Raw genomic sequence first — 26,841 nt, 5'->3', positions numbered from 1 at the left:
GCTGAAGTTCAAGCGGCCGTCACCGAACGGTCGGAGCTGAAGACTAATCCCGGGCCGGGCGCCTCGAACGGCGCCCGGCTCGACCCGTGACCAATACAGAAGGAGCTGACCATGGCGGAAATCACCGCTGCGCTGGTGAAGGACCTGCGCGAACGTTCGGGCGTCGGCATGATGGATTGCAAGAAGGCCCTGCAAGAGAACGACGGCGACATTAACGCCTCGCTCGACTGGCTGCGCGCCAAGGGCTTGAGCAAGGCGGCCAAGAAGGCCGACCGCGCCGCGGCCGAAGGCCTTGTGGCCGGCAAGATCAGCGCCGATGGCAAGACCGGCGTATTGATCGAGCTGAACGCTGAGACCGACTTCGTGTCGAAGAACGAGACCTTCCAGAACAACGCCCGCGCCATCGCGGACGTGGCCCTGGGCGTCGACGACGGCGTGGACGCCATCTCGGCCGGCAAGACCGCCGGCGGCGAACTCGTGTCCGACGTAATTACCAACATGATCGCGACCATCGGCGAGAACATGATGCTGCGTCGCGCCGCGCGCCTGACCGTCGATCAAGGCGCTGTCGCCATCTACCTGCACAACAAGCAAGGCGACGACGTCGCCCGCCTGGCCGTGCTGGTGGCGCTGGAAGGCGCGGGCGACCAGGCCGTGCTGAAGGAAGTCGCGCGCAAGATCGCCTTGCACGTGGCCGGCACCCCCATGCCGCCGCTGGCGCTTTCGCCTGAGGACTTGGATCCGGCCGCCGTCGAGAAAGAGAAGAAATTCCTGACCGATCAGGCTTTGGAATCCGGCAAGCCCATCGGTGTGGTCGAGAAGATGATCGAAGGTCGGATCCGCAAGTGGCAGGAAGAAGTCGTCCTGCTGAAGCAGCCCTTCGTGATGAACCCTGACCAAACCATCGAGCAGCTGATCGCCGAGACCGCCAAAGAACTAGGTTCGCCGGTCGCGGTGAAAAGCTTCGTGCGCTTCGCCCTCGGTGAGGGCGTCGACAAGGGCCCCGAAGGTCCGGATTTCGCGGCGGAAGTCGCCTCGATGTCCGGCAAGGCCTGAACTAAAAGTTGAGAAGGGCGCGCGGGAACCTCGCGCGCCCTGATCGTTTTGATCGATGGCTTCGTCGATCACAGTCTTGCGTACCTGCGCGCCTGCGGCGAATGATCCGTTCGCCCGCGCCACGCCCTTGCCCCGGATCGCCATGACCGACGCCCCGCCGCGCTACAAGAAGATCCTTCTGAAGATGTCCGGCGAGGTGTTGATGGGCGATCAGCCCTTCGGCATCGACGTCAACACCATCTCGCGCATGGCCGAAGACATCGCCGATGTCGTCAAAACCGGCGTCGAGCTGAGCCTGGTGATCGGCGGCGGCAACATCTTTCGCGGCGTCTCCCTGGCCGGTCATGGCATGGAACGCGCCAGCGCCGACTACATGGGCATGCTGGCTACGGTCATGAACGCGCTCGCCCTGCAGGGCGCACTTGAGAAGATTGGCGTCTACACCCGCGTCCAATCGGCGATCCCGATGGACGCCGTCTGCGAGCCGTACATCCGCCGCCGCGCGCTGCGTCACCTGGAAAAGGGCAGGGTGGTGATCTTCGCCGCCGGCTTGGGCGCGCCCTTCTTCACGACCGACACGCCTGCCGCCCTGCGCTCGGCCGAAATGGGTTGTGACGCGCTCTTCAAGGGCACCAGTGTGGACGGCGTCTATACCGCCGACCCCAAGAAGGATCCCAACGCTAAGCGGTATGACCAGTTGAGCTATCAGGATGTGCTGGCCCAGGACCTGCGGGTCATGGACGCCTCGGCGATCGCCCTGATGCGCGACAACCAGATCCCGATCGTGGTGTTCTCGATCCGCGAACGGGGCAACTTCCTCAAGGTTTTGCGCGGCGAGGGGACCTACACCACCATCACCTAGGCATCACGCCTGAATCTGCCACACCTGCATCTGCATGACATACGGAGGGCGACATGGCCGCCGCTGAGAAACCGGTTCTTTCCCGGTACAAGGACCGGATGGACAAGGCGGTGGGCGCCTTGAAGGAGGAGTTCGGCTCGCTGCGCACGGGCCGCGCATCTGCGAGCCTGCTCGACCAGATCATGGTCGAGGCCTATGGCTCGACCGTGCCGCTCAATCAGGTCGGCGCCGTCAGCGTCCCTGAGCCGCGGATGATCTCCGTCAGCATCTGGGACCGGGGCATGGTGGTCTCGGCTGAAAAGGCGATCCGTTCGTCGGGTCTGGGCCTCAACCCTGTCGTCGATGGCCAGAACCTGCGCATCCCTATCCCGCCGCTGACGGAGGAGCGCCGCAAGGACCTGGTAAAGATCGCCGGCAAGTACGCCGAGCAGCAGAAAATCGCCGTCCGCAACGTACGCCGCGACGCCAACGACGACCTGAAGAAGGCCGAGAAGGACGCGATCATCAATCAGGACGAGCAGAAGAAGATGGAAGCCGAGGTCCAGAAGCTGACCGACGAGGCCATCAAGCGCGTTGATGAAGCGCTGAAGGTCAAGGAACAGGAGATCATGCAGGTCTGAGGATGCGCCCCGACCTGCTGAAGAGTAGAATTTGCTGATGGCCGATCCGACTGCCCTTACCGATCCGGCGTCGCCACTGCACGTGGCGATCGTCATGGATGGCAATGGCCGGTGGGCGAAGCGTCGCGGCATGCCCCGCGTGTTCGGTCACCAGGCGGGCCTGGAGGCTACGCGTCGCATCGTCGCCGCCGCTCACGGCCAGGGCATCGGCTGGCTGACACTTTATGCCTTCTCGACTGAAAACTGGAACCGCCCCGCCAGCGAAGTGGCCGAACTGATGTCGCTCCCGGGTCGGTTCTTCGAGACCGACATCGGCCGTCTGCACCGCGAGGGCGTGCGCGTGCGCGTGCTGGGCAGCCGTGAAGGCCTGACGCCCAAGCTCTGCGGCCTTATCGAGGACGCCGAGGCGCGCACCCGGGGCAATACCGGCCTCAATCTCAGCATTGCTTTCAACTATGGCGGACAGGCCGATATTGTCGCCGCCGCGCGGGCTTTCGCCGAGGCGGTCGCTGCAGGGCGTGCGGCTCCTGCGCAATTGGACGAGGCGATGTTCTCGCATCTCCTGGCGACGCGCGACTTGCCGCCGCCGGATGTGATCATCAGGCCCTCCGGCGAACAGCGGCTATCGAACTTCCTACTCTGGGAAGCAGCCTACGCCGAATTTGTTTTCCAGGACGTGCTGTGGCCGGACTACGACGCTGACCATCTGAAAGCGGCCCTCCAGATTTTCGCCACCCGCGACCGCCGCTATGGCGCCTTGGCCCCCGAGGATGTCCTTGCCGCCAGCTAGGCGCTTCGATTGGTCCAATCTGGGCAGACGGGTCGTATCCGCAGCGATCCTGGTTCCGGTCGCCTTAGGCGCGGTCCTGGGGGGCGAGGTTTTCGCCGCGCTTCCCAGTGCTTGGGAAAGTTTGCCCTATCTGCTTTTGATCGCGCTGGCCGTCGTCTTGTTGGCGCTGGAATGGGGTGGCATGAGCGCTCCGCGTGCGCCGCGCCGGGTCGCCGTGGCGGTCATGGTCGCGGTGATGGGGACGGGGCTTCTCGGGGCGACCGACCACTATGTCTTCGCGTGGCTCTCCATCTTGCTGGGTCTGGCGCTGGCTGGCCTGGTGGCGCGCGCCGTTGGCGAGCAGCGGCCCGAGAACGCCGCCCTTGGCGTGCTCTATATCGCGCCAGCCTGTCTCGGCCTGATCTGGCTACGGTCCACCAACCAGGGGCCGTGGTGGACCCTGATGTTGTTCTGCGTGACGTGGGCGGCCGACATCGCGGCCTTCGCGGTCGGCAGCGTGCTGAAGGGCCCCAAGCTCTGGCCTCGCTTCTCACCCAACAAGACATGGTCCGGTTTCATTGGCGGTCTGGCGGCGTCGATGGCCGTTGGCGCGCTGATGTCCGTATCGCCCTGGTTCGAGCTCAACCTTTGGGCTGCGGCCTTGATCGGCCTGGCCGTCGGCCTGGCCACCATGGCGGGCGACCTTTGGGAATCGATGCTGAAGCGCCGCTTCGGGGTGAAGGACTCCGGCGACCTCATCCCGGGGCATGGCGGACTGCTCGATCGGGTCGACGGCCTGATTTTCGCGGTGGTCGTCATGGCCATGCTTCGGTTCGCCAATCATCTCGGTTGGGGACACTAGGTGCGCGACGTCTCCATCCTGGGATCGACCGGCTCTATCGGGGTCTCGACGCTCGACCTCTTCGATAAGTCCGGCGCTGACATCCGGATCGTCGCCCTGGCCGCGGGCCGCAATGTCGCATTGTTGGCTGACCAGGCGCTTCGGTGGCGGCCGCAAGTCGCTGTGATCGAGGACGAAGCCGGACTGAGCGAACTGCGCGAGCGTCTCGTGGGTTCTGGCGTCCGGGCCGCCGCAGGTCGTCAGGCGGTTATCGAGGCGGCCGGCATGCGCGCCCAATGGATAATGTCCGCCATTGTCGGGTTTGCGGGTCTCGCGCCCACGCTAGCGGCAGCCCGCAGCGGCGCGATCGTAGCGCTCGCCAACAAGGAAAGCTTGGTCTGCGCCGGACCCAGCCTGTTGCGCATCGCCAAACTGGCCGGCGGGGCTGTGATCCCGGTTGATTCAGAGCACTCGGCGATCTTCCAAGCCTTGGAGCCGCACAACGCCACTCATGTCGCGCGGCTGATTCTGACGGCGTCGGGCGGACCCTTCCGTACCTGGACGCGGGAGGCCATGGCGCTGGCGACTCCGCAACAGGCTTGCGCCCATCCGAATTGGAGCATGGGCGCCAAAATTTCGGTGGATTCGGCCACCATGATGAACAAGGGCCTAGAGGTGATCGAGGCCGCCTACCTGTTCGCCATGCCGCCGGAGCGCATCGACATCCTGGTCCACCCACAATCGATCGTGCACAGCTTGGTGGAATACGAGGACGGCTCGACCCTGGCCCAACTCGGCGCGCCTGACATGCGTACGCCCATCGCCTGCGCCTTCGCTTGGCCCGAGCGGATGGACTGGCCGGCGCCTCGCCTGGACCTGACTGTCCAGCCCCTCACCTTTGACCTCCCCGACCTCGAGCGCTTTCCGGCCCTGTCCCTCGCCAAACAGGCGCTGGCCGCGGGCGGGCGGACGCCGGCCGCCATGAGTGCGGCCAATGAGCAGGCGGTCGCCGCCTTTCTCAATGGCCGCATCGGCTTCCTCGACATCAGCGTCGTCGCTGCTGAGACGCTTGAGCGCATGGACCGTCACAACATGATCTCCGACGTTGGCGGCGATCTTCTGGAGGGGGCCGGCGCGATCGACGCCGCCGCACGCCGCCTCGCCGATGAAGTCGCCCAGGGCCTCAAGCCCCGGGCGCGAGCCTAGGATGTCCGCCATGCTGAGCACGCTCCAGGGCTCGCTCTTCTATATCCTGCCCATCTTGGCCATCCTTGGCTTGGTGGTCACGGTGCACGAAGGCGGGCACTTCCTCGTCGCCAAGTGGCTGGGGACGGCGATCGACCGATTCTCGATCGGGTTCGGTAAGCCGATCCTGGCATGGCGTGACAAGGCGGGTGTCGAATGGCGGATCGGCTGGATGCCGCTCGGCGGCTACGTAAAGTTCTCCGGCGACGACAACGCCGCCAGCGTTCCCGATGGTGAGGATCTCGAGATTCTGCGCCGAGAAGTGGTCAGGACCCATGGGCCGGAGGCGCTGTCGCGATACTTCCATTTCAAGCCCCTGTGGCAGCGCGCGCTGATCGTCGCCGCTGGGCCTGCCGCCAACTTCATCTTCTCCATCGCGATCTTCGCCGCCCTCCTGATGGCCTTGGGCGAACCGGTGTCGCCAGTACGGATCGATGGGCTAAAGCCCGGCGGTCCGGCCGAGCGAGCCGGGTTCCAGCGCGGCGATCTCGTCGTCGAGGCCGCCGGCCAGCGGCTGAAGAATTTTGCTGATCTGCAGAATATCGTCTTCCTGCGCACCGGCACGCCGATCGACTTCACCGTTGACCGCGGCGGTGAGACGGTCACCGTCGTCGCTACGCCGGAGCGCGGGGTGATCGTCGACCGCATGGGCCGTGAGCACCGGCTGGGCGTCTTAGGCATCGAGTATCAGCAGCGCTTCGGCGATGTGCGCATCGAACGCCGCGGGCCGCTCGAAGCCCTGCAAGGCGGCGTGGCCCGGACATGGGACGTAGTGGCGACCACCGTGCGCTATCTCGGCCGGATGTTCACCGGGCGGGAAACCGCCGAGCAGTTGAGCGGACCTCTCGGCATGGCTCAGCTGTCCGGCGACATCACGCGTCAGACCGCCGCCATTTCGCCGACGGCGGGGGCCTTTGCGGCGAACATCGGCGTCACCATCCTGGAGCTGGCCGCCAGTATCTCCGTCGGCATCGGTTTCCTGAACCTGCTGCCAGTTCCCGTACTCGACGGGGGGCATCTCCTCTTCTATGGGTACGAAGCGGTGGCGCGCCGCCCACTTACCGCCAAGGTTCAGGCGGCAGGGTATCGCGTGGGCCTTGCGCTGGTGTTGGGTCTGATGCTCTTCGCCACCTGGAACGATCTGCAGCGCCTACGTGTGTTCAACCTGTTCGGCGGCCTATTCTCCTAAGGTCACCTTTCTCCTCAACGGCTGATTCGATGCAAAACCACCGCGCACGCACCGCCGCGATGACCACCGGCCTTGCACTGCTTCTGGGAACGACGGCGCTCGTCGCGCCGGCCTGCGCCTGGGCTCAGGAAACCTCCCAAGGCGCCGCTGCGCCTGAGGCCTCGCCCACCCTCGGGCCGGTCCAAAACGGCGTCGTCGATCGGATCGCCGTCACGGGAGCGGAGCGGATCGAAACAGCGACCGTGCTTTCGTATTTGCCGCTCCAGGTGGGCGACAGCGTCGATTCCGCCAAGATCGACCTGGCCCTGAAAGCATTGTTCCGCACCGACCTCTTCGCCGACGTGCGTATCGGCTACGACGCCGGCGTCCTGACGATCGCAGTCGTGGAAAACCCAATCATCAATCGCGTGATCTTCGAGGGCAACAAAGGGCTCAAGGAAGACAAGCTCCGCGACGAGGTCAGCGTGCGGCCGCGCGGCATCTTCACGCGCGCAAAGGCGCAGTCCGACGTGCAGCGCATCGTCGAGCTCTATCGCCGTTCCGGCCGCATCTCCGCCAACGTCACGCCCGAGATCATCGAGCTGCCGCAGAAGCGCGTCGACCTGATCTTCAAGATCGATGAGGGCCCCAAGAGCGGCATCCTCAGCGTCAATATTCTGGGCAATAAGGCCTTCTCGGATAACGACCTGCGCGACGTCATCGTCACCAAGCAGTCGCGCTGGTATCGGATCTTGTCGGCCAGCAATTCGAATTACGACCCCGATCGGATCGAGTACGACAAGGAACAGCTGCGCAAACACTATCGCAACCGCGGCTACTACGACTTCCGTGTCGCGTCGGCGATCGCCGAGCTCGCCACCGACAAGAACGGCTTCGCCGTCACCTACACGGTGGAAGAGGGCCGTCAGTACCGCTTCGGCAAGATCGCCGTCGAAACCGAACTCGCCAAGCTGGACAAGAATGTCCTGCGCGCGCTCGTGCCATTCCGGTCCGGTCAGATCTATGAAGACCAGCGTATCGAGCAGGCGACAGACGCTCTGACCTTCGCCGCCGGCGCCGCCGGTTTCGCGTTCGTCGATGTTCGTCCGCGCTACACCCCCGATCGCGAGAAGGGCGTCGTCGACGTCACCTTCGACGTCAAGGAAGGCCCCCGCGTCTACGTCGACCGCATCGACATCGTCGGCAACTCCCGCACTCTGGACTATGTGATCCGCCGCGAGATGAACGTCGCGGAGGGCGACGCCTACAACCGCGCCCTGGTCGACCGCTCGAAGATCCAGGTTCAGGGCCTGGGCTTCTTCAAGACCGTCGACATCACGGAGGTGCCGGGATCGGCCCCCGACCGCACGGGCCTGCAGGTGAAGGTCGAAGAGCAGCCGACCGGCGAACTGTCATTCAGCGCCGGCTATTCCTCGATCGATAAACTGGTGATCGACCTCGGCATTTCCGAGCGCAACTTCCGCGGCCGCGGCGAAGATCTGAGGGCGCGGGTCTCGATGGGTTCGCTGCGTCAGCAGGTCGACCTGTCCTTCACCCAGCCGCGCTTCCTGCAGCGCGACATGCAGGCCGGCATCGACGCCTACTACTACATCTACGATCTCTCAAATTTCCAGGCGTTCAAGAACAGCTCCATCGGCTCGAACATCCGCCTGGGCTTCCCGTTGAGTCTGCAGTCCTACGGCTCGCTGCGCTACACCCTGCGGAGCGACAAGGTCGAGGTGAACTCCAGCTACTGCGATCCGACGCAGCAGGTGGTCGCCAGCTCGATCTGCAACCAGCAGGGCAGTTTCGTCACCTCGTCGCTCGGCTACGGCCTGCGCCTCGACAAGCGCAACAACCTGCAGAACCCGACCCGCGGCTATTACGTCCAGATGAACCAGGACTTCGCCGGCCTGGGCGGCATCAAGTATATCCGCACCGAAGCCGAGGGCGGCTGGTATTACGGCTTCAACGCCGACATGATCCTCAGCTTGACCGCCTCCGCCGGCTACATCAGTGGTTGGGGCGGCGATGTCGTGCGCATTAACGACCGCTTCTATAAAGGCGGCGACGACTTCCGGGGCTTCGAGATTGCTGGCATCGGCCCCCGGGATACGAGCCTGGGGCAATCCGGCGCCCTGGGCGGCAAGATCTACACCGTCGGCACAGTCGAGCTCACTGTTCCAACCTTCCTGCCCGAGCAATATGGCATCAAGGCCGCAGTCTTCACGGACATCGGCACCCTGGGCAAACTCGACGCCATCAACAAGCTGAAGATCGACACGACCACGGGGGCGATCATCACCGACCCCTTGATCCGCGACAACCTTGGCCTGCGCGCCTCGGCCGGTGTCTCGGTCTTCTGGAAGTCGCCGATGGGTCCCATTCGCCTCGATTTCAGTCGCGTTCTGAAGAAAGAGGCTTACGACAGGACCGAACTTTTCCGCTTCTCCACTTCAACCAGGTTCTAATGACATGAGCGTTAAGCAAATTTCGGCGGCCATGGTCGCCCTGGCCGCCCTGGTGGCCGGTCAGGCCCAGGCGCAAACCGCCGCTCCCGCCGCAGCCCCCGCCGTTCGTCATGGCGCACCGATCGCGGGCCTGTGCACCCTGTCACCGGAAGCCGTCGCCGGGACCTCCACGGTCGGCAAGTACGTCTCCACGCGGCTCCAGCAGATTGCAGCCCAGGTGAACGCTGAGCTCGCCGGCGAGAAGACGGCGATCGACAACGAAGCCAAGGCGCTCCAAGCCGCGCCGCAGGGCGGGGACCAGGCCGCGCTGCAATCTCGTCTGACAGCTCTGCAAACCCGCGCCGAAGCTTTCAACCGCAAGGCTGGCCAGCGCGAGCAGGAGATTCAGGCCACTGAGCAGAAGGCTCTGGCCCGGATCAGCACCGAGATGAACCCGCTCGTTCGCCAGGCTTATGAAGCCAAGGGCTGCGCGATCCTGCTGCAGCGGGAAGCTGTGCTGATGGCCAACCCCGCCTCGGATATCACGCCGGCGGTTGTGACGGCGTTGAACGCCAAGATCACCCAATTCACCTTCGATCGCGAACGCCTCGACGGCGCCGCGGCCGCGCCGAAGTAGGATCAGGCGGCGGATCGGCGCGCGGACCATGCCCGATCCGCGATTCTATGAGAGCCTGGGACCGATCTCGCTAGGCGAGATCGCGTCCCAGACTGGCGCGCGCCTGGCGACGCCGAACGCTGCTGCGCGTGCGATAGACAAGGTCGCTGTGCTGGCGCGCGCGGACGCCCGCTCAGTGTCCTTTTTGACGGATCGCCGGCAGGTGGCGGAACTCGCCTCCGCCGAATCCGCAGCCTGTTTTGTGACTGAGGCCAACGCCGAATTTCTACCGGCGGATTGCGTGGCGCTGATCACGCCGACGCCGCAAGCGGCCTACGCTGCGCTCGCCGGTCGGCTGCATCGCCTGCGCAACTTCCAAGCAGGTCCGGCCCTTTCCCCTGACGCAATCTTGGAAGACGGCGTCGATCTGGCCCCCGGCGCCGTCGTCGGACCTGGCGTGCGGATCGGCCGGGGGACGCGGATAGGCCCGAACGCTGTGATCGGTCCTGGGGTCACCATTGGCCGCGATGGTCTGATTGGGGCCAATGTCGTCCTCAGCTGTTGCCTGCTGGGCGACCGCGTGCAGGTTTTCGCAGGCGCCGTGATCGGCGAGGCGGGCTTCGGCGCCGCGGCCGGTCCCGCAGGCCTCGTCGACATGCCCCAACTCGGCCGCGTGATCATCCAGGACGGGTGCACGATCGGCGCCAACAGCTGCATAGATCGCGGGGCCTACGACGACACGATGATCGGCGAGAACACCAAGATCGACAATCTGGTCCAGATCGCCCACAACGTCCGCGTCGGGCGCAACTGCGTCATGGCGGCCCACACGGGCATCTCCGGCAGCGTGATCATCGGCGACGGCGTGCAGTTCGGCGGCCGCGCTGGAATCGCCGATCATATCGTTATAGGCGCGGGGGCTCGGGTTGCGGCGGCGGCCGGCGTGATGCACGACATTCCCGCCGGCGAGACCTGGGGCGGCGCGCCGGCCCAGCCCATAAGAGCGTGGATGCGCGAAACCGCCTGGCTGCGCCGGCAGTCAACGCGGAAGGATGGAGCGGAAAATGCGTAAGGCGCCGGTCAATGAAGCCTCCACCGAAATCGACATCACCGAGATCATGGCGCGGTTGCCGCACCGCTATCCCTTCCTGCTGATCGATCGCGCCGAGGAGTACAAGGCCCACCAGTCCATCGTCGGCATCAAGTGCGTGACGGTGAACGAGCCCTTCTTCCAAGGCCACTTCCCAACCTACCCGGTCATGCCGGGCGTGCTGATCGTCGAGGCGATTGCGCAATCCGGCGCTGTCTTGATGTCGAAGTCGTTGGAAGTCGATGTCGTGGGCAAGACGATCCTGTTCATGTCGGTCGACAACTGCCGCTTCCGCGCCCCGGTTCGTCCGGGCGACGTGATGAAGATGCATGTCGAAGTCGTGCGCGCCCGCGGCGACATCTTCAAATTCCGTGGCCGCGCCCTGGTGGGTGACAAAGTCGCCGCTGAATGCGAATTCGCCGCCATGGTGGTGGAAACCCAGTGAACGCGCCTGCGCAGACGTCGCGCCCCACGGGTGTGACGATCCACCCGACGGCGATCGTCGATCCCGGTGCGGCGCTGGGGCAGGGCGTTTCGGTTGGGCCGTACTCGATCATCGGCGCGAACGCCCGTGTCGGCGACGGGACTCAGATCCTCGCCCACGTCGTCATTGAGGGCCACACGACCATCGGCGCCGATTGCCTCGTGCGCAACTTCGCCAACCTTGGCGGGCCGCCCCACCACACCGCCTACCGCGGTGAGCCGACCGAACTCATCATCGGCGACCGCAACCGCATATGGGAGCATGTGACGATGCACCTGGGCACGCCCGGCGGCGGCGGCGTCACCCGGGTGGGCGATGATGGCATGTACATGGCCACGAGCCACGTAGGTCACGATTGCCACGTGGGCGACCATGTCATCCTGGCCCATTCCGGCACGCTCGGCGGCCACGTCACCGTGGGCGATCATGTGATGATCAGTGGATTGGCCGCCGTGCACCAATTTTGCCGGGTCGGCCGCTACGCCTTCATTGGTGGCCTGGCCGCGGTGACCAAGGACGTCATTCCATACGGCCTAGTCTGGGGCAACCACGCCCACCTCGAGGGCCTGAACCTTGTGGGGCTCAAACGTCGCGCCGTTGATCGCGAGACGATCAGCGCATTGCGAACGGCCTATCGTTCGCTATTCGCCGAGGAAGGCACCTTCCAGGAACGGATCGACGACACAGCCCAGGCCTTCGGTTCAAACGCTGCAGTGATGGAAATCATCAGCTTCATCCGCGCCGATGCAGGACGCCCGCTATGCCTGCCGCAGCGCGAAGTCTGACTCCGCCGAAACTCGGCCTAATCGCCGGCGGCGGCGCCTTGCCGCTCGAGATCGCCCAGCACTGCGAACGCGCCGGTAGAGCCCTTTTTGTTATCCGGATCAAAGGCTTCGCGAGCGACGCTCTTGCGCCCTACGCCGGCGCTGAGGTGGGACTCGCCGAACTCGGCAAGTGCATCAAAGCGCTCAAGCGCGCCGGGTGCGAGGCCGTCTGCCTGGCCGGGATCGTCAAGCGGCCGGACTTCCTGACCCTGCTTCCCGACGCCCGTGGCTTGGCGGTCCTACCCGCAGTGATCGGCGCGGCGCGGCGCGGCGACGATGCGCTGCTCAGTCTGTTGGTTCGGGAGTTCGAAAAGGACGGCTTCTCGGTCGAGGGGGCTCATGAGGTCATGGAGGACTTGGGCCTGCCGGTCGGCGTACTGGGCCGGGTCCAACCGAGCGCGGCCGACGCCGCTGATGCGGATCGCGCCCTGGGGGTGGCCCGCCTGATCGGCGCCGAAGATATTGGCCAAGCAGCGGCTGTCTGTGCTGGCCTTGTGCTCGCCGTGGAGGCCCAGGAAGGAACCGACGCTATGCTGGCGCGTGTCGCAGCACTGCCAGAGCATCTGCGCGGCCGGCCCGGCGCGGCGCGGGGCGTGCTCGCCAAGGCGGCCAAGCCTGAGCAGGAACTACGCGTCGACCTCCCGACGATCGGCGTCGCCACGGTCGCCGCTGTCGCGCGGGCCGGCCTGGGCGGCATTGTGGGCGAAGCGGGACGTCTATTGGTCCTCGACCGGCACGCTGTCGTCGAACTGGCGGATGAATTGGGCGTCTTCATCCTGGGCGTTGAGCCAAAAGCCCGGTGACTCAGCCGCTGACCGTCATGCTGGTGGCGGCCGAAGCTTCCGGCGACGATCGCGGAGCGGCTTTGGCCCGCGCGTTACGTCATCGCCTGGGGATTGGCGTCCGCTTTGTCGGCGTAGGCGGCGCAAGGTTGGCGGAAGAAGGCGTGCGAAGTCCCTTCGACATCGCTGAGATATCGGTCCTAGGATTACTGGAGGGGCTAGCCGCCTACCCACGAATTCTCCGTCGTGTCAGAGACACCGTCGCGCTCGCCACGAAGGAACGACCCGATATCGTCGTGCTGATCGATTCCTGGGGCTTCACCCTGCGAGTCGCTCAAGGGCTCAGGCGCGCGCTCCCCGGTGTTCCTCTGATCAAGTACGTCGGCCCGCAGGTATGGGCGACGCGCCCAGGCCGTGCCAAGACGCTGGCCAAGACGGTCGACCGGCTGCTGTCCATCCACGCCTTCGACGCCCCCTGGTTCGAACGTTATGGCCTGCCGGTCACCTTCGTCGGCAATTCTGCGCTGTCGCTGGATTTCACTAGCGCGGATCCTGCGCGCCTGCGCACCCGTATCGGCGCTACGCCGGACGCGCCGATCCTGTTGATCGCGCCGGGCAGCCGGCGGGGTGAAATCACCCGATTGATGCCGCATTTCGGTGAGGCCGTGTGGCGCCTGGCGCGGACGCGCCCGGACTTGCAAGTCGTAATCCCCGCGGCCTCAACCGTCGTCGACCTCGTGAAAGCCGAAGCCGCGGTCTGGCCGGTCCCGCCGCATGTGGTGGAGGGCGAGGTGTCCAAGTTGGACGCCATGAAGGCCGCCACCGTCGCGCTCGCCTGTTCAGGCACCGTGACGTCAGAGATCGCGCTCGCTGGCGCGCCCCTGGTGGTGGCCTATCGTGTCTCGCCGGTGACCTACGCCCTGCTCAAGCACATCGTCCGCACGCCTTACATCACACTGATGAATATCGCCGCCCAGGCCGAGGTTGCCCCAGAGTTCATCCAGGAGCGTTGCGAGGGTCTCGCCTTGGCGAAGGCGCTTGCCGTGCGGCTCGACGATCCCGCCGTCCGCACCGCCCAGATCGCCGCCCAGGACGCCGCCTTGGAGCACATGGGACGAGGACAGGGCGACCCGTCCGCCAGGGCCGCCGAGGCGGTTCTCAAGGCCGTAGAGAGCCGCAGGACAGGGAACCCTTAACGTCGGACCGCTGTTTGAAAGGCTCATACACCAGGAGCTTTCGAGATGCGTCGCACGCCCGTCCTGACCGCCGCCGCGGCCCTTTGCCTCGCCGCCCCGGCGTTCGCTCAAGCCGTCAACGAAGTCACCGTCATGGGTCATTATGCCGGCCAAGGCGAAAAGCCGATGTCGATTTCGAGAGTGGTCAGCTACGCGGACCTCGATCTGTCGCGATCGAAGGACATGGATATCCTCAAGCAACGCGTGCGCTACACCGCACGCCGGATCTGCGCCGAGTTGGGAGAGGCCCCGACAAACCAGGCCAATCTGGACCGGTCGTGCCAGGACACCGCCGTCCGCGAAGCCCTGATGGCCTTCCAGCCGAATTCGGCAGAAAACTATGCCGTTCCGGCCAGCGCGGTCGTGACCAATGGCCCGGTGCCCGACACCCGCCAGAACCGCGCGGCGTACGGCGGTCCTCTGTCGCACGCGGGCCGGTCGACGGCAGCCCGCGGCAACTAATCACGGCCGCAAGCATAGAAAAGGGCCCGCGGATCGCTCCGTGGGCCCCTCTCATGTCTGGCCTATGCCTTAGCGGCCGTCGATGGCTGTGTAGTCGCGCTTCACGGCGCCGGTATAGAGCTGCCGCGGACGACCGATCTTTTGCGCCGGATCCTGGATCATTTCCTGCCATTGGCTGATCCAGCCAACGGTGCGGGCCAGGGCGAAGAGCACGGTGAACATCTCGGGCGGGAAGCCAAGGGCGCGGAGCGTGATGCCCGAGTAGAAGTCGACGTTGGGGTACAGCTTGCGCTCGACGAAGAAGTCCTCGTTCAACGCGATCTTTTCCAGTTCCATCGCCACCTTCAGCAGCGGGTCGTCGCCGTGGCCCATCTCGGCCAGAACTTCATGGCAGGTCTGCTGCATGATTTTGGCGCGTGGGTCGTAGTTCTTGTAGACCCGGTGACCGAAGCCCATGAGCATGTGGCGGCGGTCCTTCACGCCCTGGACGAAGTCCGGAACGTTGTCGACCGTGCCGATCGCCTTCAGCATGTTCAGCGCTTCTTCGTTGGCGCCGCCGTGCTTGGGGCCCCAGAGCGAAGCGATGCCCGCGGCGATGCAGGCGAAGGGGTTGGCGCCCGAGGAGCCCACCATCCGGACCGTCGATGTCGAGGCGTTCTGCTCGTGGTCGGCGTGCAAGATGAAGATCTTGTCCATGGCCTTGGCCAGGACGGGGTTCGGCTTGTAGTCCTCGGCCGGCACCGCAAAGCACATGCGCAGGAAGTTCTCGGCGTAGGAGAGGTCGTTGCGGGGGTGCACAAAGGGCTGGCCCTGCGAATATTTGAAGGCGCGCGCGGCGATCGTCGGCATCTTGGCGATCAGGCGGTGCGACGAGATCATCCGTTGCTCGGGATCTTCGACGTTCGTGCTGTCGTGATAGAAGGCGGAGAGGGCGCCGACCGCGCCGGTCATGATCGCCATCGGGTGGGCGTCGCGGCGGAAGCCGTTGAAGAACCGGTCGAATTGATCGTGCAGCATGGTATGCCGCGTGATCGTGTTTTCGAAACCGGAGAACTCCGCGGCGTTCGGCAGCTCGCCGTTCAGCAGCAGGTAGCAGACTTCGAGGAAGCTGGAGTTTTCCGCCAGCTGTTCGATCGGGTAACCGCGGTGCAGAAGCACGCCGTTATCGCCGTCGATGAATGTGATCTTGCTCTCGCAGCTCGCCGTCGAGGTGAAGCTGGGGTCGTAGGTGAAGACGTCGGTCTCGCCATAGAGCTTGCGTATATCGACGACGTCCGGCCCAAGCGTGCCCTTCATCACGGGAAGGTCGAGGCTCCGGCCGCCGACTTCGAATTTCACGCTCTCACTCATGGCATCCCCTTCCGTCCTAGGTATCGCTCGCGGGCGCTTATACCGTTTTGTTGCGCCTACGAAAGCGCATCGTTTAGGCGACCTAAGCTTTCCTCGCGGCCGAGCGCAACGAGGGCGCCGGCCAGATCTGGCGCCGCCGCGCCGCCCGATAGCACCGCGCGCAGGGCGGGGCCGAACTTGCCGATGCCGACGCTTTCGGATTCCGCAAAACCTCGGATCACAGCTTCAAGAGAAGTTACGTCCCACGCGTTGGATTTGCTTAGAATTTCAGTCAAGCGACGCAACCGGTCCCTCGTTTCTTCGGTTAGCTGCGCGAGCGCCTTCTCTGGCAGAACCAGCGGCCGCGGTTTGAGGACGAACTGGGTCGCATCGGCAAGCTCCAGCAAGGTCTTGGCGCCGTCGCGCACCAGCGGAATCGCCCGTTCCAGGATCACAAGATCGCCATCACGCATTGAAATACCGCGCGTCTCATGAATTTTCGCCACCAAGCTGGCCAGCCGCGCCGGTTCGGCCTGCCGGATGTAGTGGTTGTTCAGGTGATTAAGCTTCGCCCAGTCGAGGCGGGCGGGCGCAGCTACCACGTCCTTGACGTCGAACCATGCAATCGCCTGTTCGTCGCTGAAGATTTCGTCATCGCCGTGGCCCCAGCCGAGCTTGGCCAGGTAGTTGCGCATGGCCTCGGGCAGGTAGCCCATGTCGGCGAATTCACTGACCGCCTGGGCGCCGTGGCGTTTCGAGAGCTTCGCGCCATCCGGGCCATGGATCAGCGGCAGATGCGCCCACACCGGCGTGTCCCAGCCCAGCGCTTGATAGATCAGGGTCTGGCGCGCGGCGTTGTTCAGATGGTCGTCGCCGCGGATCACATGGGTGACGCCCATGTCGTGGTCGTCGACGACCACGGCCAGGTTGTAGGTCGGGTTACCGTCCGTCCGCAGGAGCACGAGGTCGTCTAGCGTGGCGTTCTGGAAACGCACCTCGCCCTTCACCTGGTCGTCGATAAGCGTCTCGCCTTCCAGCGGGCTTTTCAGCCGCACCACGAAGGCGCCTTCGCCATCGGTGCGGTCGCGCCAGGGCGAACGGATGACCCGCCCCTCGGCGCGCGCCATCTCGCGCTCGCGGTCGAGTTCCTCGGTCGTCATGTAGCAGCGGTAGGCGCCGCCGCGTTCCAGCATGGTCTCGACCGCGGCGCGGTGGCGATCCGCTCGCGGGAACTGGAAGACCGGGGGCTCATCCGCCTCAAGGCCCAGCCAGTTCAGGCCGTCGAAGATCACCTGCACCGAGGCCTCGGTGGAGCGCTCGCGATCGGTGTCCTCGACACGCAGCAGATACTTACCGCCGGTGTGGCGGGCGTAGAGCCAGTTGAAGAGGGCCGTCCGCGCCGTGCCGATGTGCATGGAGCCGGTGGGCGAGGGGGCGATACGGGTGACGACAGGGCGATCAGACATGGCGCGCGTTTAGCATGCGCTCTTCGCTGGGGGCCAGCGGCCGGGTAAGCTTCCGTGTGAAGGGGGCGCGGGGTGACGGCCGAACTGCTGCAGACGCCTGAGGTTGCGCCGGCGCTCACCGACCGCGGGCTGCTGACGTGGTTTCGCCGCGAACTGTCGCGTCAAGCCCCTCGATGGCCGCTTTGGTCGCCTGTGGCGCTTGGCCTGGGCGCGGCCAGCTACTTCGCCCTCCCGGGGGAGCCGCAGAGCCTACTGGCGGTCGCCCTTGGCCTTACAGGCCTGGGGCTGCTGGTCGCCGGCCGGTTCGCCGCGCACCGATGGGCGGTCGCCATCCTCACTCTGGTCGCCTGCGGCCTCATCGGCTTCGCCGTCGCGAAGGCCCGCACCGAGCGCGTGGCGACGCCGATCGCCTCAGCCGATACGCCCCCTGTGCGCGTCATAGGGTGGGTCGTCGATGTGGGCAGCCCCGGGCAGGGCGGCCAACGCCTGCTCGTCGCGCCGATCGCTATCGAAGGCGTGCCGGCAGACAACACCCCCGGCCGCATCCGGGTGACCCTGCGAGCGGGAACCGCGGTTCCACCACCCGGTGAGGCTATCGATCTCCTGGCTAAGATTGGTCCGCCGCCACCCCCCGCCGCGCCGGGCAGCTATGATTTCGCCCGTGACGCCTACTTCGAAAGCATTGGCGGGGTGGGCTTCGCACTTGGCGCACCTCAGGGGGTTCGGCCCACGAACTCCGCGCCAACACGATTGCGCCTGACCATGCAGGTCAACCGGCTCCGTTGGAATCTGGCAGTACGGATCGTCGAGCTTCTCGGCCCTGAAACTGGCGGTCTGGCCGCCGCCATGACCAGCGGCGTCGAGGCCTTCGTGCCGCGCGAGCAGGTCGACGCCCTACGGGCGGCCGGCCTCGCGCACATCATCTCGATCTCTGGTCTGCACATGGCGATCGTCGGCGGCTTCGCATTCGCTGGCGTCCGGTTGGCGGTCGCCGCCTGGCCCTGGCTTACCCTGCGCGCGCCCGGCAAGAAGATCGCCGCGGTCTTTGGTCTGGCGGCGGTTGGCGGCTACCTGGCCATCTCAGGGGCCTCGCCCCCGGCTGAGCGGGCGGCGATCACCGCAGCGGTCGCCTTCGTGGCCATCCTGGTTGATCGCCAAGCGATCAGCCTGCGCGCTCTGGCCATGGCCGCCATCGTCATCATCCTCCTGCAGCCTGAGGCGGTCACCGAGCCCGGCTTCCAGATGTCCTTCGCTGCGACGGCCGCCCTGGTCGCGCTCGCCGAGGCGTGGCCTCGCCCTATCCGCGAGATTAGCGTGCCCTTCGTCATCCGCGCCCTGCAGGCCGCGCGCACCTGGATCTTCGCCGGCGGCGCCATCAGCCTGGTCGCCGGCCTGGCGACGGGTCCCTTCGCCGTCCAGCACTTCAACCGCGTCGCCGTCTGGGGTCTTGCAGCCAACCTATTGGTCGAGCCGATCTCCACCCTGTTGATCATGCCGGGCCTCGCGATCGGCGCGATCCTCACGCCCTTCGAGCTGGGCGAGGCGCCTTTGCGGGCGGCGGGCTTCGGTATCAGCCTGATGACGCAGGTCGCCACCCAGATCGCCAACGCCCCCATGGCGCAGATGACCGTCGCCAGCGCGCCGGCCTGGACGCTACCGGCCGCCTTCCTCGGAATCCTATGGATCTGTCTGACCCGCGGGCCGATTAGATGGCTGGGCCTGCCGTTGGCGCTCAGTGTGAACCTGGCGCCGCGGCCCGCGGCGCCTGTCGCCTGGATCTCAGCTGACGGCGCCGCCGTCGCCGTACGTGCTGACCAGACCGCCGTCCTAATGCGCCCTGACGTGAAGCGCTTCGGCGCGGAGCTATGGGCCCGTCGTCGTGGCCTGGAGCCGACCCTGACCGAAGCCGAACGGAACGGCTTTTTCCAGTGTGACGCCTGGAGCTGTGGGCCGACCGCCCATGCGCCGCTCAAGATCGCCGCGACTTGGAATGTCAGCCGGCCTTTAAAGACCGGCAGGTTGGAGGCGCTGTGCGCTGACGCCGATATTCTTGTGCTTAGAGCCGGTCGGGCCCCAGGGCGTTGCGTGGGGCCGCTAATCCTGACCCAAGCCGACTTTGCACGCGGCGGATCTGCTGAAATTTTCCGAACCGAGAAAGGCGCCTGGCGCCTCGCCTGGAGCCAGGACCTGCGCGGCCATCGACCCTGGACATGGGGATACGGCGGGGAGGGGGCCGGCTGAACGGAAAAGAGCCCCGGCGAAATCGCCGAGGCTCTATCCATCGCGATGTCTGAAAGACTAGTGCGTCGCGTCTTTGGCCGCTTCGCCGGCGTCCTTGGCCGCTTCGCCGGCCTTCTCCGCGTGATCGCCAGCCGTGGCGGCGGCGTCGCCGGCCATCGCCGCAGCGTCAGCAGAGGCCGCTGCAGTGCCGGCCTGGGCCGCGTCGGCCGCGGCGGTTGTCGCAGCGTCGGCAGCGGCGCTGGCGGCGGCGGCTTCCTGGGTGGCGGTCGCCGACTCGTCGGCAGCCTTCTCAGCTGGCTTGCTGCAGGCCGCAGCGGCGAGGCTCAGGGCGGCGACGGCGGCAAGTGTGAGGATACGCATCTTGGTTTCTCCCTCGTGAAGGCGCCCGGCGGTATCGCCGGGCCGAGGGCCGCGGGCACGCTTACGTGATTGAAATCTAACCCCGACCCATGGAACCAAACGCCAGCAGGTCGCAAAGGTTGCCCGCGCGGTTAGTGATAGCTGCGCAACAGTCCAACGAGCTTGCCCTGCACGGCGACCTGATCAGGGCCAAAGATGCGGGTCTCATAAGCCGGGTTCGCGGCCTCCAGGGCGATGGAGGCGCCCTTCTTGCGCAGGCGCTTCAGAGTGGCCTCTTCGTTGTGGACCAACGCCACGACGATATCGCCCGAGGTCGCGCTGGTGGTGCGTTTGATCACCACCATGTCGCCGTCGAGGATCCCGGCGCCGACCATGGAGTCCCCCTGAACCTCAAGAACGAAGTGTTCGCCAGCGCCAAGGATCGATTCCGGCACATGAAGCCGATCGCGTTCCTGCTGGATCGCCTCGATCGGCGTACCTGCCGCGATCTTGCCCAGTACCGGCAGCTCTCGCGTCTCGTTGGCGACTTGGCTGCCGGCCTCAGCCTCGACCAGCTGCGGCTTGAAGGGCGCGCGTCCCCGGGGCGGTGCGGCGGTTGTCGCCTGCTGCGGCAGCTTCACCACTTCGAGCGCTCGGGCCCGGTGCGGCAGGCGGCGGAGAAAGCCGCGCTCTTCAAGCGCCGTGATCAGGCGGTGGATTCCAGACTTGGACGCCAGATCCAACGCCTCCTTCATTTCATCGAAAGACGGCGAGACGCCCGATTCCTTGATCCGCTCATGGATGAACATGAGCAATTCGTGCTGCTTGCGGGTGAGCATGGCGCGGAGACCTTCGGAACAAAGCAAAAACCTTGCTGATGTTCTCTAGACGTTCTCAGTTAATGTCAAGTTACCGCCAGGACGTTGGATTCTCGGCGCTTTTGCGCGGCGCAAGCGACTCAGAGGGCCAGCAAGGCCTGAGTCGCCGCTTGCACGTCCGCCTGACGCATCAGGCTTTCACCCACCAGCATCGCCTTGGCGCCACGGGCTTCGAGCCGCGCGGCGTCGGCCGCGGTAAAGATGCCGCTCTCTGTCACTAGCAGAGCCCCCGGCGGCGACAGTTTCGCCAATCGTTCGGTATTCGCCAGATCCAGCGTGAAGGTCCGCAGGTCACGGTTGTTCACGCCCACCAGGTCGGCGCCCAGCGCGGCGGCGCGGGCCATCTCAGCTTCGTCGTGAACCTCGACCAGAGCGTCCATGCCGAAGCGACGGGCTTCAGCGATCAACGATGAGGCGAGCTCATCGTCGATCATCGCCAGGATGACCAGGATCGCATCGGCGCCGAGGGACCGGGACTCGGCGACCTGCCAGGGATCAACCAGGAAATCTTTGCGGATACAGGGCAGGGCGCAGGCGGCGCGGGCGGCCACGAGATAGCTGTCCTCACCCTCGAAGCTCGGGGCGTCTGTCAGGATCGACAGGCACGACGCGCCCCCTGCTGCGTAGGCGCGCGCCAAGGACGGAGGGTCAAAGTCATCGCGAATCCGCCCCCGGGACGGCGAGGCGCGTTTGATCTCGGCGATCAGCGCCAGCTTACCTGGCGCATGGTCGCGTTCCAGGGCCGCGCGAAAGCCGCGGGGCGCGTCGGCGGCGAGTGCGGCGGCTTCCAGTTCGCCGGGCTCACGTGAGGCCTTTCGGGCGGCGACGTCCTCGCGCTTATAGGCGGCGATCCGCCGGAGGATGTCGCTCATGACTGGCTGATCTCCACAAGCCGCGCCAGCGCCTGGGCCGCCCGGCCGTCGTCGATCACGGCGGCGGCTACGGTCACGCCGTCGCGCAGGGTCTCGACCTTGTCGGCCACCAGGAGGGCCGCGGCGGTGTTCAACAGGACAATATCGCGATAGGCGCCGGTCTTGCCGGCGAACAGCTCACGCAACGCCTCGGCGTTCTCAGCGGGCGAACCGCCGGTCAGGTCTGAAAGCGACGCCCGCGGCAAGCCGACCGCCTCCGGCGAGATGGTGAAAAGCCGCACTTGGCCGTCGCGCCATTCGGCGACCTGACTCTCGCCGGTGGTTGTCAGCTCGTCCATGCCCTGGCCATGGACGGTCCAGGCCTTCTCGGCGCCAAGCGCGCCCAGCACGCGCGCCAGGGGCTCGACCCAGCGCGAATCGAACACACCCAGCAGTTGCCGCTTCGCGCCCGCGGGATTAGTCAGCGGGCCCAGCAGGTTGAAGATGGTGCGGAAACCCAGATCGGCGCGGATTGGCGCCACGTGGCGCATGGCGCCGTGGTGAGCCGGCGCAAACAGGAAGCAGATATTGGCCTCGTCGAGCGCACGCCTCTGGCGCTCGCCGTCGGCCGCCAGATCGACGCCGAGTTCACTCAGGATGTCGCCTGCGCCAGACCGTGACGACAACGCCCGGTTGCCGTGTTTGGCGACCTTGACGCCTGCGCCGGCGGCCACGAAGGCGACGGCGGTGGATATGTTCAGCGTATGCAGGCCATCGCCGCCGGTGCCGCAGACGTCGATGACATCGTGCCTATGATCCAGCCGGATCGCCGCTGCGCGCATGGCGCGGGCCGAGGCGGTGATCTCGCCCACGGTCTCGCCGCGCAGCCGCATGGCCGTGACCGCGGCGGCCGTCTGGGCCGGCGTCGGCTCGCCACGCAGACAGGCGGCGAAGAAGGCTTCGGCGTCATCCTCCGACAGCGTCGCGCCGTCGGCGAGGCGCCGCAGCAGGGGCTTGAAGGCCTCGGACACGGCTAGGCCGGGACGCGCGAGGTGACGCCCGCCAGGACCAGGAAATTGGCGAGCAGTTCGTGGCCGTGCTCGGTGGCGATGGATTCCGGGTGGAACTGCACGCCGTGGATCGGACGGTCACGATGGCGCAGACCCATGATCTCGCCGTCCGCCGTCCATGCGTTAGCGACCAGAGTATCCGGCAGACTTTCAGGGCGCACCGCTAGGCTGTGGTAGCGGGTTGCGGTGAAGGGGCTTGGCAGACCCTGGAACACGCCTTCACCGTCGTGGCGAACCTGGCTGGTCTTGCCGTGCATCAGCGCGCGCGCGCGAACCACCTCGCCGCCGAAGGCCTGGCCAATCGCCTGGTGACCCAGGCAGACCCCCAGGATCGGCAGGTCGTCGGGCGCGGCGGCCAGAAGTTCTAAGCAGATGCCGGCTTCGTTGGGCGTGCACGGGCCGGGCGACAACAGGACGCCGGCCGGGCGCAAGGACAGGGCCTCGGCGGCTGTCAGGTCGTCGTTGCGATGAACAAGCGTCTCTGCGCCCAGTTCGCTCAGGTAGTGAACCAGGTTGTATGTAAAGCTGTCGTAGTTATCGATGACCAGGATCATGCGGGCGCTCTTGCGATGTCGGCGTCATTAAGGATGGGGTGGCGTCAGACGAAACGCCAGCTTTCCTCAGCCGCGCGCCGCAAGGCCGCCGCCTTCTGCAAAGTCTCGGCGTATTCCGAATCCGGATCGGAGTCGGCGACGATGCCGGCGCCGGCCTGCACGTACATCATGCCGTCCTTGAAGAAGGCGGTACGCAGGATGATGCAGGTGTCGAGCGAACCATCACAGCCGAAATAGCCAGCTGCGCCGGCATAGCCGATGCCGCGCTTTTCGATCTCGAGTTCGTCGATGATCTCCATCGCCCGCACCTTGGGCGCGCCTGAGAGCGTGCCGGCGGGCAGGGCCGACATGATCACGTCGACCGGATCGAGGCCATCGGGCGCATCGCCCTCGACGTTCGAGGCCAGGTGCATGACGTGACTATAGCGCTCGACGAAGAAGCTGTCGGTGACGCGCACGCGCGGCTTGGCGCTGGCGACGGCGGGGGCGTTCGAGCCCTTTTTCTTCAGCATCGTCACCCGGCCGACGTCGTTGCGGCCCAGGTCGAGGAGCATGAGGTGCTCAGCGATCTCCTTGGGGTCGGACTTTAGTTCGGCTTCCAGCGCCAGATCTTCCTCCGGTGTCGCGCCACGTCGACGGGTGCCGGCCAGCGGTCGGATGGTGACCTTGTTGTCGCGCAGGCGCACCAGGATTTCCGGCGACGAGCCCGCCATCTGGAAATCGCCGAAGTCGAGATAGAAGAGGAACGGCGAGGGGTTCGTCCGACGGAGCGACCGATAGAGCGAGAAGGGATCGCGCGCGAAGGGACTGCGGAACCGGTGGCTGAGCACGACCTGGAAGACATCGCCGGCGGCGATGTAGTCTTTGGCCTTGGCGACCACGCCATGGAAATCCTCGCGGCTCACCAGGCTGGTGAACTGGTCCGGCTGCGGCGCGCCCTGGCCGGTCAGTTGCGGCGTGGCCTTGCGCAGGTCAGCGACGATCGCCGCCAGTCGTTCGCGCGCCGCCTCATAGGCCGCGGTCGTCTCCGCCTCCCCTGGACGCACCTGGGTGACCAGGATGATCTCCTGAGCGATAGCGTCGAACACCGCCACGACCGATGGGCGCGTCATCACCCCGTCCGGCAGGCCCAGGGTGTCCGGGTTGATGTCCGGCAAGTGCTCGAACAGGCGGATCATATCGTAGCCGATCGCGCCATAGAGGCCCGCGGAGGGCGGCGGCAGACCCGCCGGCAGATCGATACGCGATGCCGCGACCAGTTCACGCAGGCTTTCGAGGGCGCCGCCGGGCTGCGACGTAAACCTGCCCGCAGCAATGTCGTCGCCCTCGGCGATCTCGGCTTGCTCGCCATGGCAGCGCCACACCAGATCGGGCTTTAGGGTGATGATCGAATAGCGCCCCCGCCAGGCTCCGCCTTCCACGGATTCAAAGAGGAAGGCGTACGGCCGGCCATGGCCGATCTTCAGATAGGCGGAAACGGGCGTCTCAAGATCATCGATGAGGCGCGTCCAGACCAGCTGAGGCGCGCCCTTGGCGTGGACTTCGGCGAACGCCTCGAAGGCGGGCTCTAGCTTCATGGCGTGGCCTTCTTGGGAGCGTCCGCCTTGGCGTCGATCGGCGGCAGGCCTAGGGCGGCCCGGGCGGCGTTGGCGTCGACCTTTGGCTTGACCGAGTTACGCGCGCCGGCGCGAAGCGAGCCGACCAGTTCCTGCAAGAGGGTGCCGGTCATCTGCGGGCGGGTCTGCTGCGTCGCCAGGGCGAGTTGCGCCGGGTCGCCGGGCCGGGTCGCTTCGATCTTGGCGACGGCCACGCCGAAGGGCGCGATCTGGCCCGTGAAGACATCCCCGGCCTTGCCCTCCAGGGCCTTGGTCAGGAAGTCGGGGCTGAAATTCGGGTGCTGGCCGGCGTTCCGGCGATCGAGGCCGGCGACGCGCACCGGCTGGACGCCGATGCCGGCGCCGATCGCGGCCAAGCTTTCGCCCTTGCTCAACCGGACGGATAGCTCGTCGGCCTTGGCCTGCAGGCGCTTCATCATTTCGCGCTGCGTCCAGACGCGGGTGAGCGCTGGCTTCACCTCCGCCATCGGCGGCATGGCGGGCGCGATGACCCGCTCTACACGTACGGCGAAGTAACGCCCTTCTTGCTCGGCCGTGACGTCGCTTTCGCCGCCGGCCGGCAGCTCGAAAGCGGTCTCGACCAGCTTCTGTGTCAGGCCGGCGACGGGCGCGCCGCGATCATCGCGACCATCTTTCGACAGCGGACCGATAGTGACGGCGGCCACCCCGGCCTTTTGGGCGGCTTCGGAGAGACTCGCGCCCTTCTGATGGGCGTCCTCATAGGCCTGGCTCAGCGCATAGACCTTCTCGGCAGCCGCCTCCTTGCGGATCTCGGCTTCGAGTTGCGGGCGGATCTCTTCGAGTCCGACCTGACGACCCGGCGTGATCTTGAGCACCTTTACGACAGACAGCCCAAGGTCGCCCTGCACGGTGCGCACGGCTCCGGCCGGCGTGGCGAAGATCGCGGCTGCCGCCTTCCGGTCGGCGATCGAGGTCTGCGGACGGTCGGCATAGTTGATAGCGTCGACGCCCACGGATTTGGCCACCGTGGTCGCCTCAGCGCCGGCCTGGAGCTGAGCGGCGATCCGCTGGGCGGCCGCCGCATCCTTGGCGGCGATCTGCACGAGGCTGCGGGTTTCCGGGGTCGACAGCGTGTCCTTGCGGAAGGCGTAGCGCTTCTGAAGCTCCGCCGGGTCGACGGTCGTGGCCGCGCCGGCCAGCGCAGGGTCAAACCGGACGACGGTCAGGACGCGTTGTTCAGGCCGCAGGAGCTGGGCGCGGTTCTCGTCCATGAAGGCCTGCAGCTGAGCATCGGTGGGCAGGCCGATGGCCGGCACGTTCTGCGGCTGCACCGCGACATAGCCGATGTCGTGGCTTTCCAGACCATAGATGGCGGCCAGGGCGCCGTAGGCGCGCGGCGCTTCGAACTGCTCGAACAGCGCCGACTGCAGGTGCTGGGTCGCGATTTCGTCGCGCATATCCTGCTCGAAGCGCTCGGTCGTCAGACCGTTCTGCGCCAGCATCGAGGCGTAGGCGGTCTTGTCGAAGCGGCCGGAAACGCGATCGAAGAAGGCCGGGATCTGGGCGATCTGTTTCGCGACCAAGGTGTCGGCGGCGCGCACACCCATCTTGTCCAGCAAGGCGGCCAGAGACGCCTGCTCGGCCATGCCGGTCAGCACCTGACGATCAACACCGCGCTCGATCGCCATCTCCAGCGGGATGGGCTGGCCGAAACGCTGGTCGAGGTCGGCCTTGTAGCGTTCGAACGCCTGCTTGAATTCCGCCGGCTGAACCTTGCGGGAGCCGGCGACGATAACGGCGCCGCCGAAATTGGTGCGGAAGACGTCGTTCAGACCAAAGACGGCAAAGCTGACGACCAGCAGGCCGATCAGGACTGCGGCGACCCAGGACTTGGCGAAGGCGCGAAACGCGGTGAGCATGACTGTCCTTAACTGCAGGCGCCGCCGGAAGGCGAGGGGGTCGGTATAGTGGAGGCCGCTTCATCATCGCAAGCCGCCGTCACGCAGGCGGGCGGTCATATGGGTGGTCGACA

General features: G+C 66.1%; 25 protein-coding genes. 16 read left to right on the top strand and 9 right to left on the bottom strand.

Annotated elements, in window-relative coordinates; translation table 11 throughout:
- The first annotated feature begins 111 nt into the window (after positions 1-111).
- The 15 genes from tsf to BN1313_RS09630 all read left to right on the top strand — a co-directional run bounded on the left by tsf (position 112) and on the right by BN1313_RS09630 (position 14,504).
- Positions 112-1,056, top strand: coding sequence for a translation elongation factor Ts (tsf, locus tag BN1313_RS09700; protein ID WP_091739682.1), 945 nt, complete (start codon positions 112-114; stop codon positions 1,054-1,056).
- Positions 1,057-1,192: 136 nt separating this feature from the next.
- Positions 1,193-1,918: a UMP kinase gene (pyrH, locus tag BN1313_RS09695; protein ID WP_091742594.1), complete on the top strand. Its 726-nt coding sequence runs from the start codon at positions 1,193-1,195 to the stop codon at positions 1,916-1,918.
- 53 nt (positions 1,919-1,971) lie between these two features.
- Positions 1,972-2,538, top strand: a complete 567-nt coding sequence (gene frr, locus BN1313_RS09690; RefSeq protein WP_091739679.1) for a ribosome recycling factor — start codon at positions 1,972-1,974, stop codon at positions 2,536-2,538.
- Positions 2,539-2,575: 37 nt separating this feature from the next.
- Positions 2,576-3,328 (top strand): polyprenyl diphosphate synthase, encoded by a 753-nt coding sequence (gene uppS / locus BN1313_RS09685; protein WP_091742592.1) that lies wholly within the window; start codon positions 2,576-2,578, stop codon positions 3,326-3,328.
- Positions 3,288-4,169 (top strand): phosphatidate cytidylyltransferase, encoded by an 882-nt coding sequence (locus BN1313_RS09680; RefSeq protein ID WP_342666771.1) that lies wholly within the window; start codon positions 3,288-3,290, stop codon positions 4,167-4,169. Before uppS ends, BN1313_RS09680 begins: the two co-directional genes overlap by 41 nt.
- The gene (dxr, locus tag BN1313_RS09675; RefSeq protein ID WP_091739672.1) at positions 4,170-5,354 is read left to right on the top strand and encodes a 1-deoxy-D-xylulose-5-phosphate reductoisomerase; all 1,185 of its coding nucleotides are present in this window, start codon (positions 4,170-4,172) and stop codon (positions 5,352-5,354) included. It abuts the gene before it with no gap.
- 10 nt (positions 5,355-5,364) lie between these two features.
- A complete protein-coding gene (locus BN1313_RS09670) occupies positions 5,365-6,582 on the top strand; it encodes a M50 family metallopeptidase (RefSeq protein WP_091742590.1) in 1,218 nt (405 codons plus the stop codon).
- 29 nt (positions 6,583-6,611) lie between these two features.
- Positions 6,612-9,032: an outer membrane protein assembly factor BamA gene (gene bamA / locus BN1313_RS09665; RefSeq protein WP_091739669.1), complete on the top strand. Its 2,421-nt coding sequence runs from the start codon at positions 6,612-6,614 to the stop codon at positions 9,030-9,032.
- Between the two features lie 4 nt (positions 9,033-9,036).
- On the top strand, positions 9,037-9,648 hold the full coding sequence (locus tag BN1313_RS09660) for an OmpH family outer membrane protein (protein WP_091739666.1): 612 nt from the start codon (positions 9,037-9,039) through the stop codon (positions 9,646-9,648).
- A 28-nt stretch (positions 9,649-9,676) separates the two neighbouring features.
- Positions 9,677-10,699, top strand: a complete 1,023-nt coding sequence (lpxD, locus tag BN1313_RS09655; protein ID WP_091739663.1) for a UDP-3-O-(3-hydroxymyristoyl)glucosamine N-acyltransferase — start codon at positions 9,677-9,679, stop codon at positions 10,697-10,699.
- Positions 10,692-11,162, top strand: a complete 471-nt coding sequence (gene fabZ / locus BN1313_RS09650; protein WP_091739660.1) for a 3-hydroxyacyl-ACP dehydratase FabZ — start codon at positions 10,692-10,694, stop codon at positions 11,160-11,162. The genes lpxD and fabZ overlap by 8 nt, the downstream gene beginning before the upstream one ends.
- Before the next feature lie 32 nt (positions 11,163-11,194).
- Positions 11,195-11,986 (top strand): acyl-ACP--UDP-N-acetylglucosamine O-acyltransferase, encoded by a 792-nt coding sequence (gene lpxA, locus BN1313_RS09645; protein WP_091742588.1) that lies wholly within the window; start codon positions 11,195-11,197, stop codon positions 11,984-11,986.
- Positions 11,962-12,828: a UDP-2,3-diacylglucosamine diphosphatase gene (gene lpxI / locus BN1313_RS09640; RefSeq protein WP_091739657.1), complete on the top strand. Its 867-nt coding sequence runs from the start codon at positions 11,962-11,964 to the stop codon at positions 12,826-12,828. The genes lpxA and lpxI overlap by 25 nt, the downstream gene beginning before the upstream one ends.
- Complete coding sequence (gene lpxB, locus BN1313_RS09635; protein ID WP_091739654.1) at positions 12,825-14,003, top strand: lipid-A-disaccharide synthase; 1,179 nt, start codon at positions 12,825-12,827, stop codon at positions 14,001-14,003. The genes lpxI and lpxB overlap by 4 nt, the downstream gene beginning before the upstream one ends.
- A gap of 45 nt (positions 14,004-14,048) precedes the next feature.
- Positions 14,049-14,504 (top strand): UrcA family protein, encoded by a 456-nt coding sequence (locus BN1313_RS09630; RefSeq protein ID WP_091739650.1) that lies wholly within the window; start codon positions 14,049-14,051, stop codon positions 14,502-14,504.
- Positions 14,505-14,573: 69 nt separating this feature from the next.
- On the opposite strand, the gene gltA is transcribed toward BN1313_RS09630, so the two are convergent.
- Together gltA and gltX are read right to left on the bottom strand one after the other, a co-directional pair.
- A complete protein-coding gene (gltA, locus tag BN1313_RS09625; RefSeq protein WP_091739646.1) occupies positions 14,574-15,854 on the bottom strand; it encodes a citrate synthase in 1,281 nt (426 codons plus the stop codon).
- A gap of 56 nt (positions 15,855-15,910) precedes the next feature.
- On the bottom strand, positions 15,911-17,299 hold the full coding sequence (gene gltX, locus BN1313_RS09620) for a glutamate--tRNA ligase (protein WP_091739643.1): 1,389 nt from the start codon (positions 17,297-17,299) through the stop codon (positions 15,911-15,913).
- 72 nt (positions 17,300-17,371) lie between these two features.
- Here gltX and BN1313_RS09615 point away from each other — a divergent pair, with 72 nt between their 5' ends.
- Positions 17,372-19,540: a ComEC/Rec2 family competence protein gene (locus tag BN1313_RS09615; protein ID WP_245620156.1), complete on the top strand. Its 2,169-nt coding sequence runs from the start codon at positions 17,372-17,374 to the stop codon at positions 19,538-19,540.
- A gap of 57 nt (positions 19,541-19,597) precedes the next feature.
- Here BN1313_RS09615 and BN1313_RS09610 read toward each other — a convergent pair whose 3' ends face one another.
- The 7 genes from BN1313_RS09610 to BN1313_RS09580 all read right to left on the bottom strand — a co-directional run bounded on the left by BN1313_RS09610 (position 19,598) and on the right by BN1313_RS09580 (position 26,728).
- Positions 19,598-19,900 (bottom strand): hypothetical protein, encoded by a 303-nt coding sequence (locus tag BN1313_RS09610; RefSeq protein WP_091739640.1) that lies wholly within the window; start codon positions 19,898-19,900, stop codon positions 19,598-19,600.
- A 131-nt stretch (positions 19,901-20,031) separates the two neighbouring features.
- A complete protein-coding gene (lexA, locus tag BN1313_RS09605; RefSeq protein ID WP_091739637.1) occupies positions 20,032-20,718 on the bottom strand; it encodes a transcriptional repressor LexA in 687 nt (228 codons plus the stop codon).
- 119 nt (positions 20,719-20,837) lie between these two features.
- Positions 20,838-21,629, bottom strand: a complete 792-nt coding sequence (gene trpC, locus BN1313_RS09600; RefSeq protein ID WP_091739633.1) for an indole-3-glycerol phosphate synthase TrpC — start codon at positions 21,627-21,629, stop codon at positions 20,838-20,840.
- Positions 21,626-22,639, bottom strand: coding sequence for an anthranilate phosphoribosyltransferase (gene trpD / locus BN1313_RS09595; protein ID WP_091739630.1), 1,014 nt, complete (start codon positions 22,637-22,639; stop codon positions 21,626-21,628). The genes trpC and trpD overlap by 4 nt, the downstream gene beginning before the upstream one ends.
- A gap of 2 nt (positions 22,640-22,641) precedes the next feature.
- The gene (locus BN1313_RS09590) at positions 22,642-23,232 is read right to left on the bottom strand and encodes an anthranilate synthase component II (protein ID WP_091739627.1); all 591 of its coding nucleotides are present in this window, start codon (positions 23,230-23,232) and stop codon (positions 22,642-22,644) included.
- Between the two features lie 44 nt (positions 23,233-23,276).
- Complete coding sequence (gene trpE / locus BN1313_RS09585) at positions 23,277-24,809, bottom strand: anthranilate synthase component I (protein ID WP_091739624.1); 1,533 nt, start codon at positions 24,807-24,809, stop codon at positions 23,277-23,279.
- A complete protein-coding gene (locus BN1313_RS09580) occupies positions 24,806-26,728 on the bottom strand; it encodes a peptidylprolyl isomerase (protein ID WP_091739622.1) in 1,923 nt (640 codons plus the stop codon). Before BN1313_RS09580 ends, trpE begins: the two co-directional genes overlap by 4 nt.
- Positions 26,729-26,841: the final 113 nt, after the last annotated feature.

This window comes from Phenylobacterium immobile (ATCC 35973) (assembly GCF_001375595.1).
Lineage (GTDB): Bacteria > Pseudomonadota > Alphaproteobacteria > Caulobacterales > Caulobacteraceae > Phenylobacterium > Phenylobacterium immobile.
This window is presented reverse-complemented; position numbering and strand designations above follow the sequence as displayed.

Excerpts from the sequence above, each read along its gene's own strand:
- BN1313_RS09680 (WP_342666771.1), top strand. The coding sequence starts at position 3,288 with ATGGCGCCTTGGCCCCCGAGGATGTCCTTGCCGCCAGCTAGGCGCTTC.
- BN1313_RS09580 (WP_091739622.1), bottom strand. The coding sequence starts at position 26,728 with ATGCTCACCGCGTTTCGCGCCTTCGCCAAGTCCTGGGTCGCCGCAGTC.
- frr (WP_091739679.1), top strand. The coding sequence starts at position 1,972 with ATGGCCGCCGCTGAGAAACCGGTTCTTTCCCGGTACAAGGACCGGATG.
- BN1313_RS09670 (WP_091742590.1), top strand. The coding sequence starts at position 5,365 with ATGCTGAGCACGCTCCAGGGCTCGCTCTTCTATATCCTGCCCATCTTG.
- tsf (WP_091739682.1), top strand. The coding sequence starts at position 112 with ATGGCGGAAATCACCGCTGCGCTGGTGAAGGACCTGCGCGAACGTTCG.
- trpC (WP_091739633.1), bottom strand. The coding sequence starts at position 21,629 with ATGAGCGACATCCTCCGGCGGATCGCCGCCTATAAGCGCGAGGACGTC.
- lpxI (WP_091739657.1), top strand. The coding sequence starts at position 11,962 with ATGCCTGCCGCAGCGCGAAGTCTGACTCCGCCGAAACTCGGCCTAATC.
- BN1313_RS09590 (WP_091739627.1), bottom strand. The coding sequence starts at position 23,232 with ATGATCCTGGTCATCGATAACTACGACAGCTTTACATACAACCTGGTT.
- trpE (WP_091739624.1), bottom strand. The coding sequence starts at position 24,809 with ATGAAGCTAGAGCCCGCCTTCGAGGCGTTCGCCGAAGTCCACGCCAAG.
- gltA (WP_091739646.1), bottom strand. The coding sequence starts at position 15,854 with ATGAGTGAGAGCGTGAAATTCGAAGTCGGCGGCCGGAGCCTCGACCTT.
- lpxD (WP_091739663.1), top strand. The coding sequence starts at position 9,677 with ATGCCCGATCCGCGATTCTATGAGAGCCTGGGACCGATCTCGCTAGGC.
- BN1313_RS09630 (WP_091739650.1), top strand. The coding sequence starts at position 14,049 with ATGCGTCGCACGCCCGTCCTGACCGCCGCCGCGGCCCTTTGCCTCGCC.
- uppS (WP_091742592.1), top strand. The coding sequence starts at position 2,576 with ATGGCCGATCCGACTGCCCTTACCGATCCGGCGTCGCCACTGCACGTG.
- fabZ (WP_091739660.1), top strand. The coding sequence starts at position 10,692 with ATGCGTAAGGCGCCGGTCAATGAAGCCTCCACCGAAATCGACATCACC.
- bamA (WP_091739669.1), top strand. The coding sequence starts at position 6,612 with ATGCAAAACCACCGCGCACGCACCGCCGCGATGACCACCGGCCTTGCA.
- gltX (WP_091739643.1), bottom strand. The coding sequence starts at position 17,299 with ATGTCTGATCGCCCTGTCGTCACCCGTATCGCCCCCTCGCCCACCGGC.
- lexA (WP_091739637.1), bottom strand. The coding sequence starts at position 20,718 with ATGCTCACCCGCAAGCAGCACGAATTGCTCATGTTCATCCATGAGCGG.
- BN1313_RS09660 (WP_091739666.1), top strand. The coding sequence starts at position 9,037 with ATGAGCGTTAAGCAAATTTCGGCGGCCATGGTCGCCCTGGCCGCCCTG.
- BN1313_RS09610 (WP_091739640.1), bottom strand. The coding sequence starts at position 19,900 with ATGCGTATCCTCACACTTGCCGCCGTCGCCGCCCTGAGCCTCGCCGCT.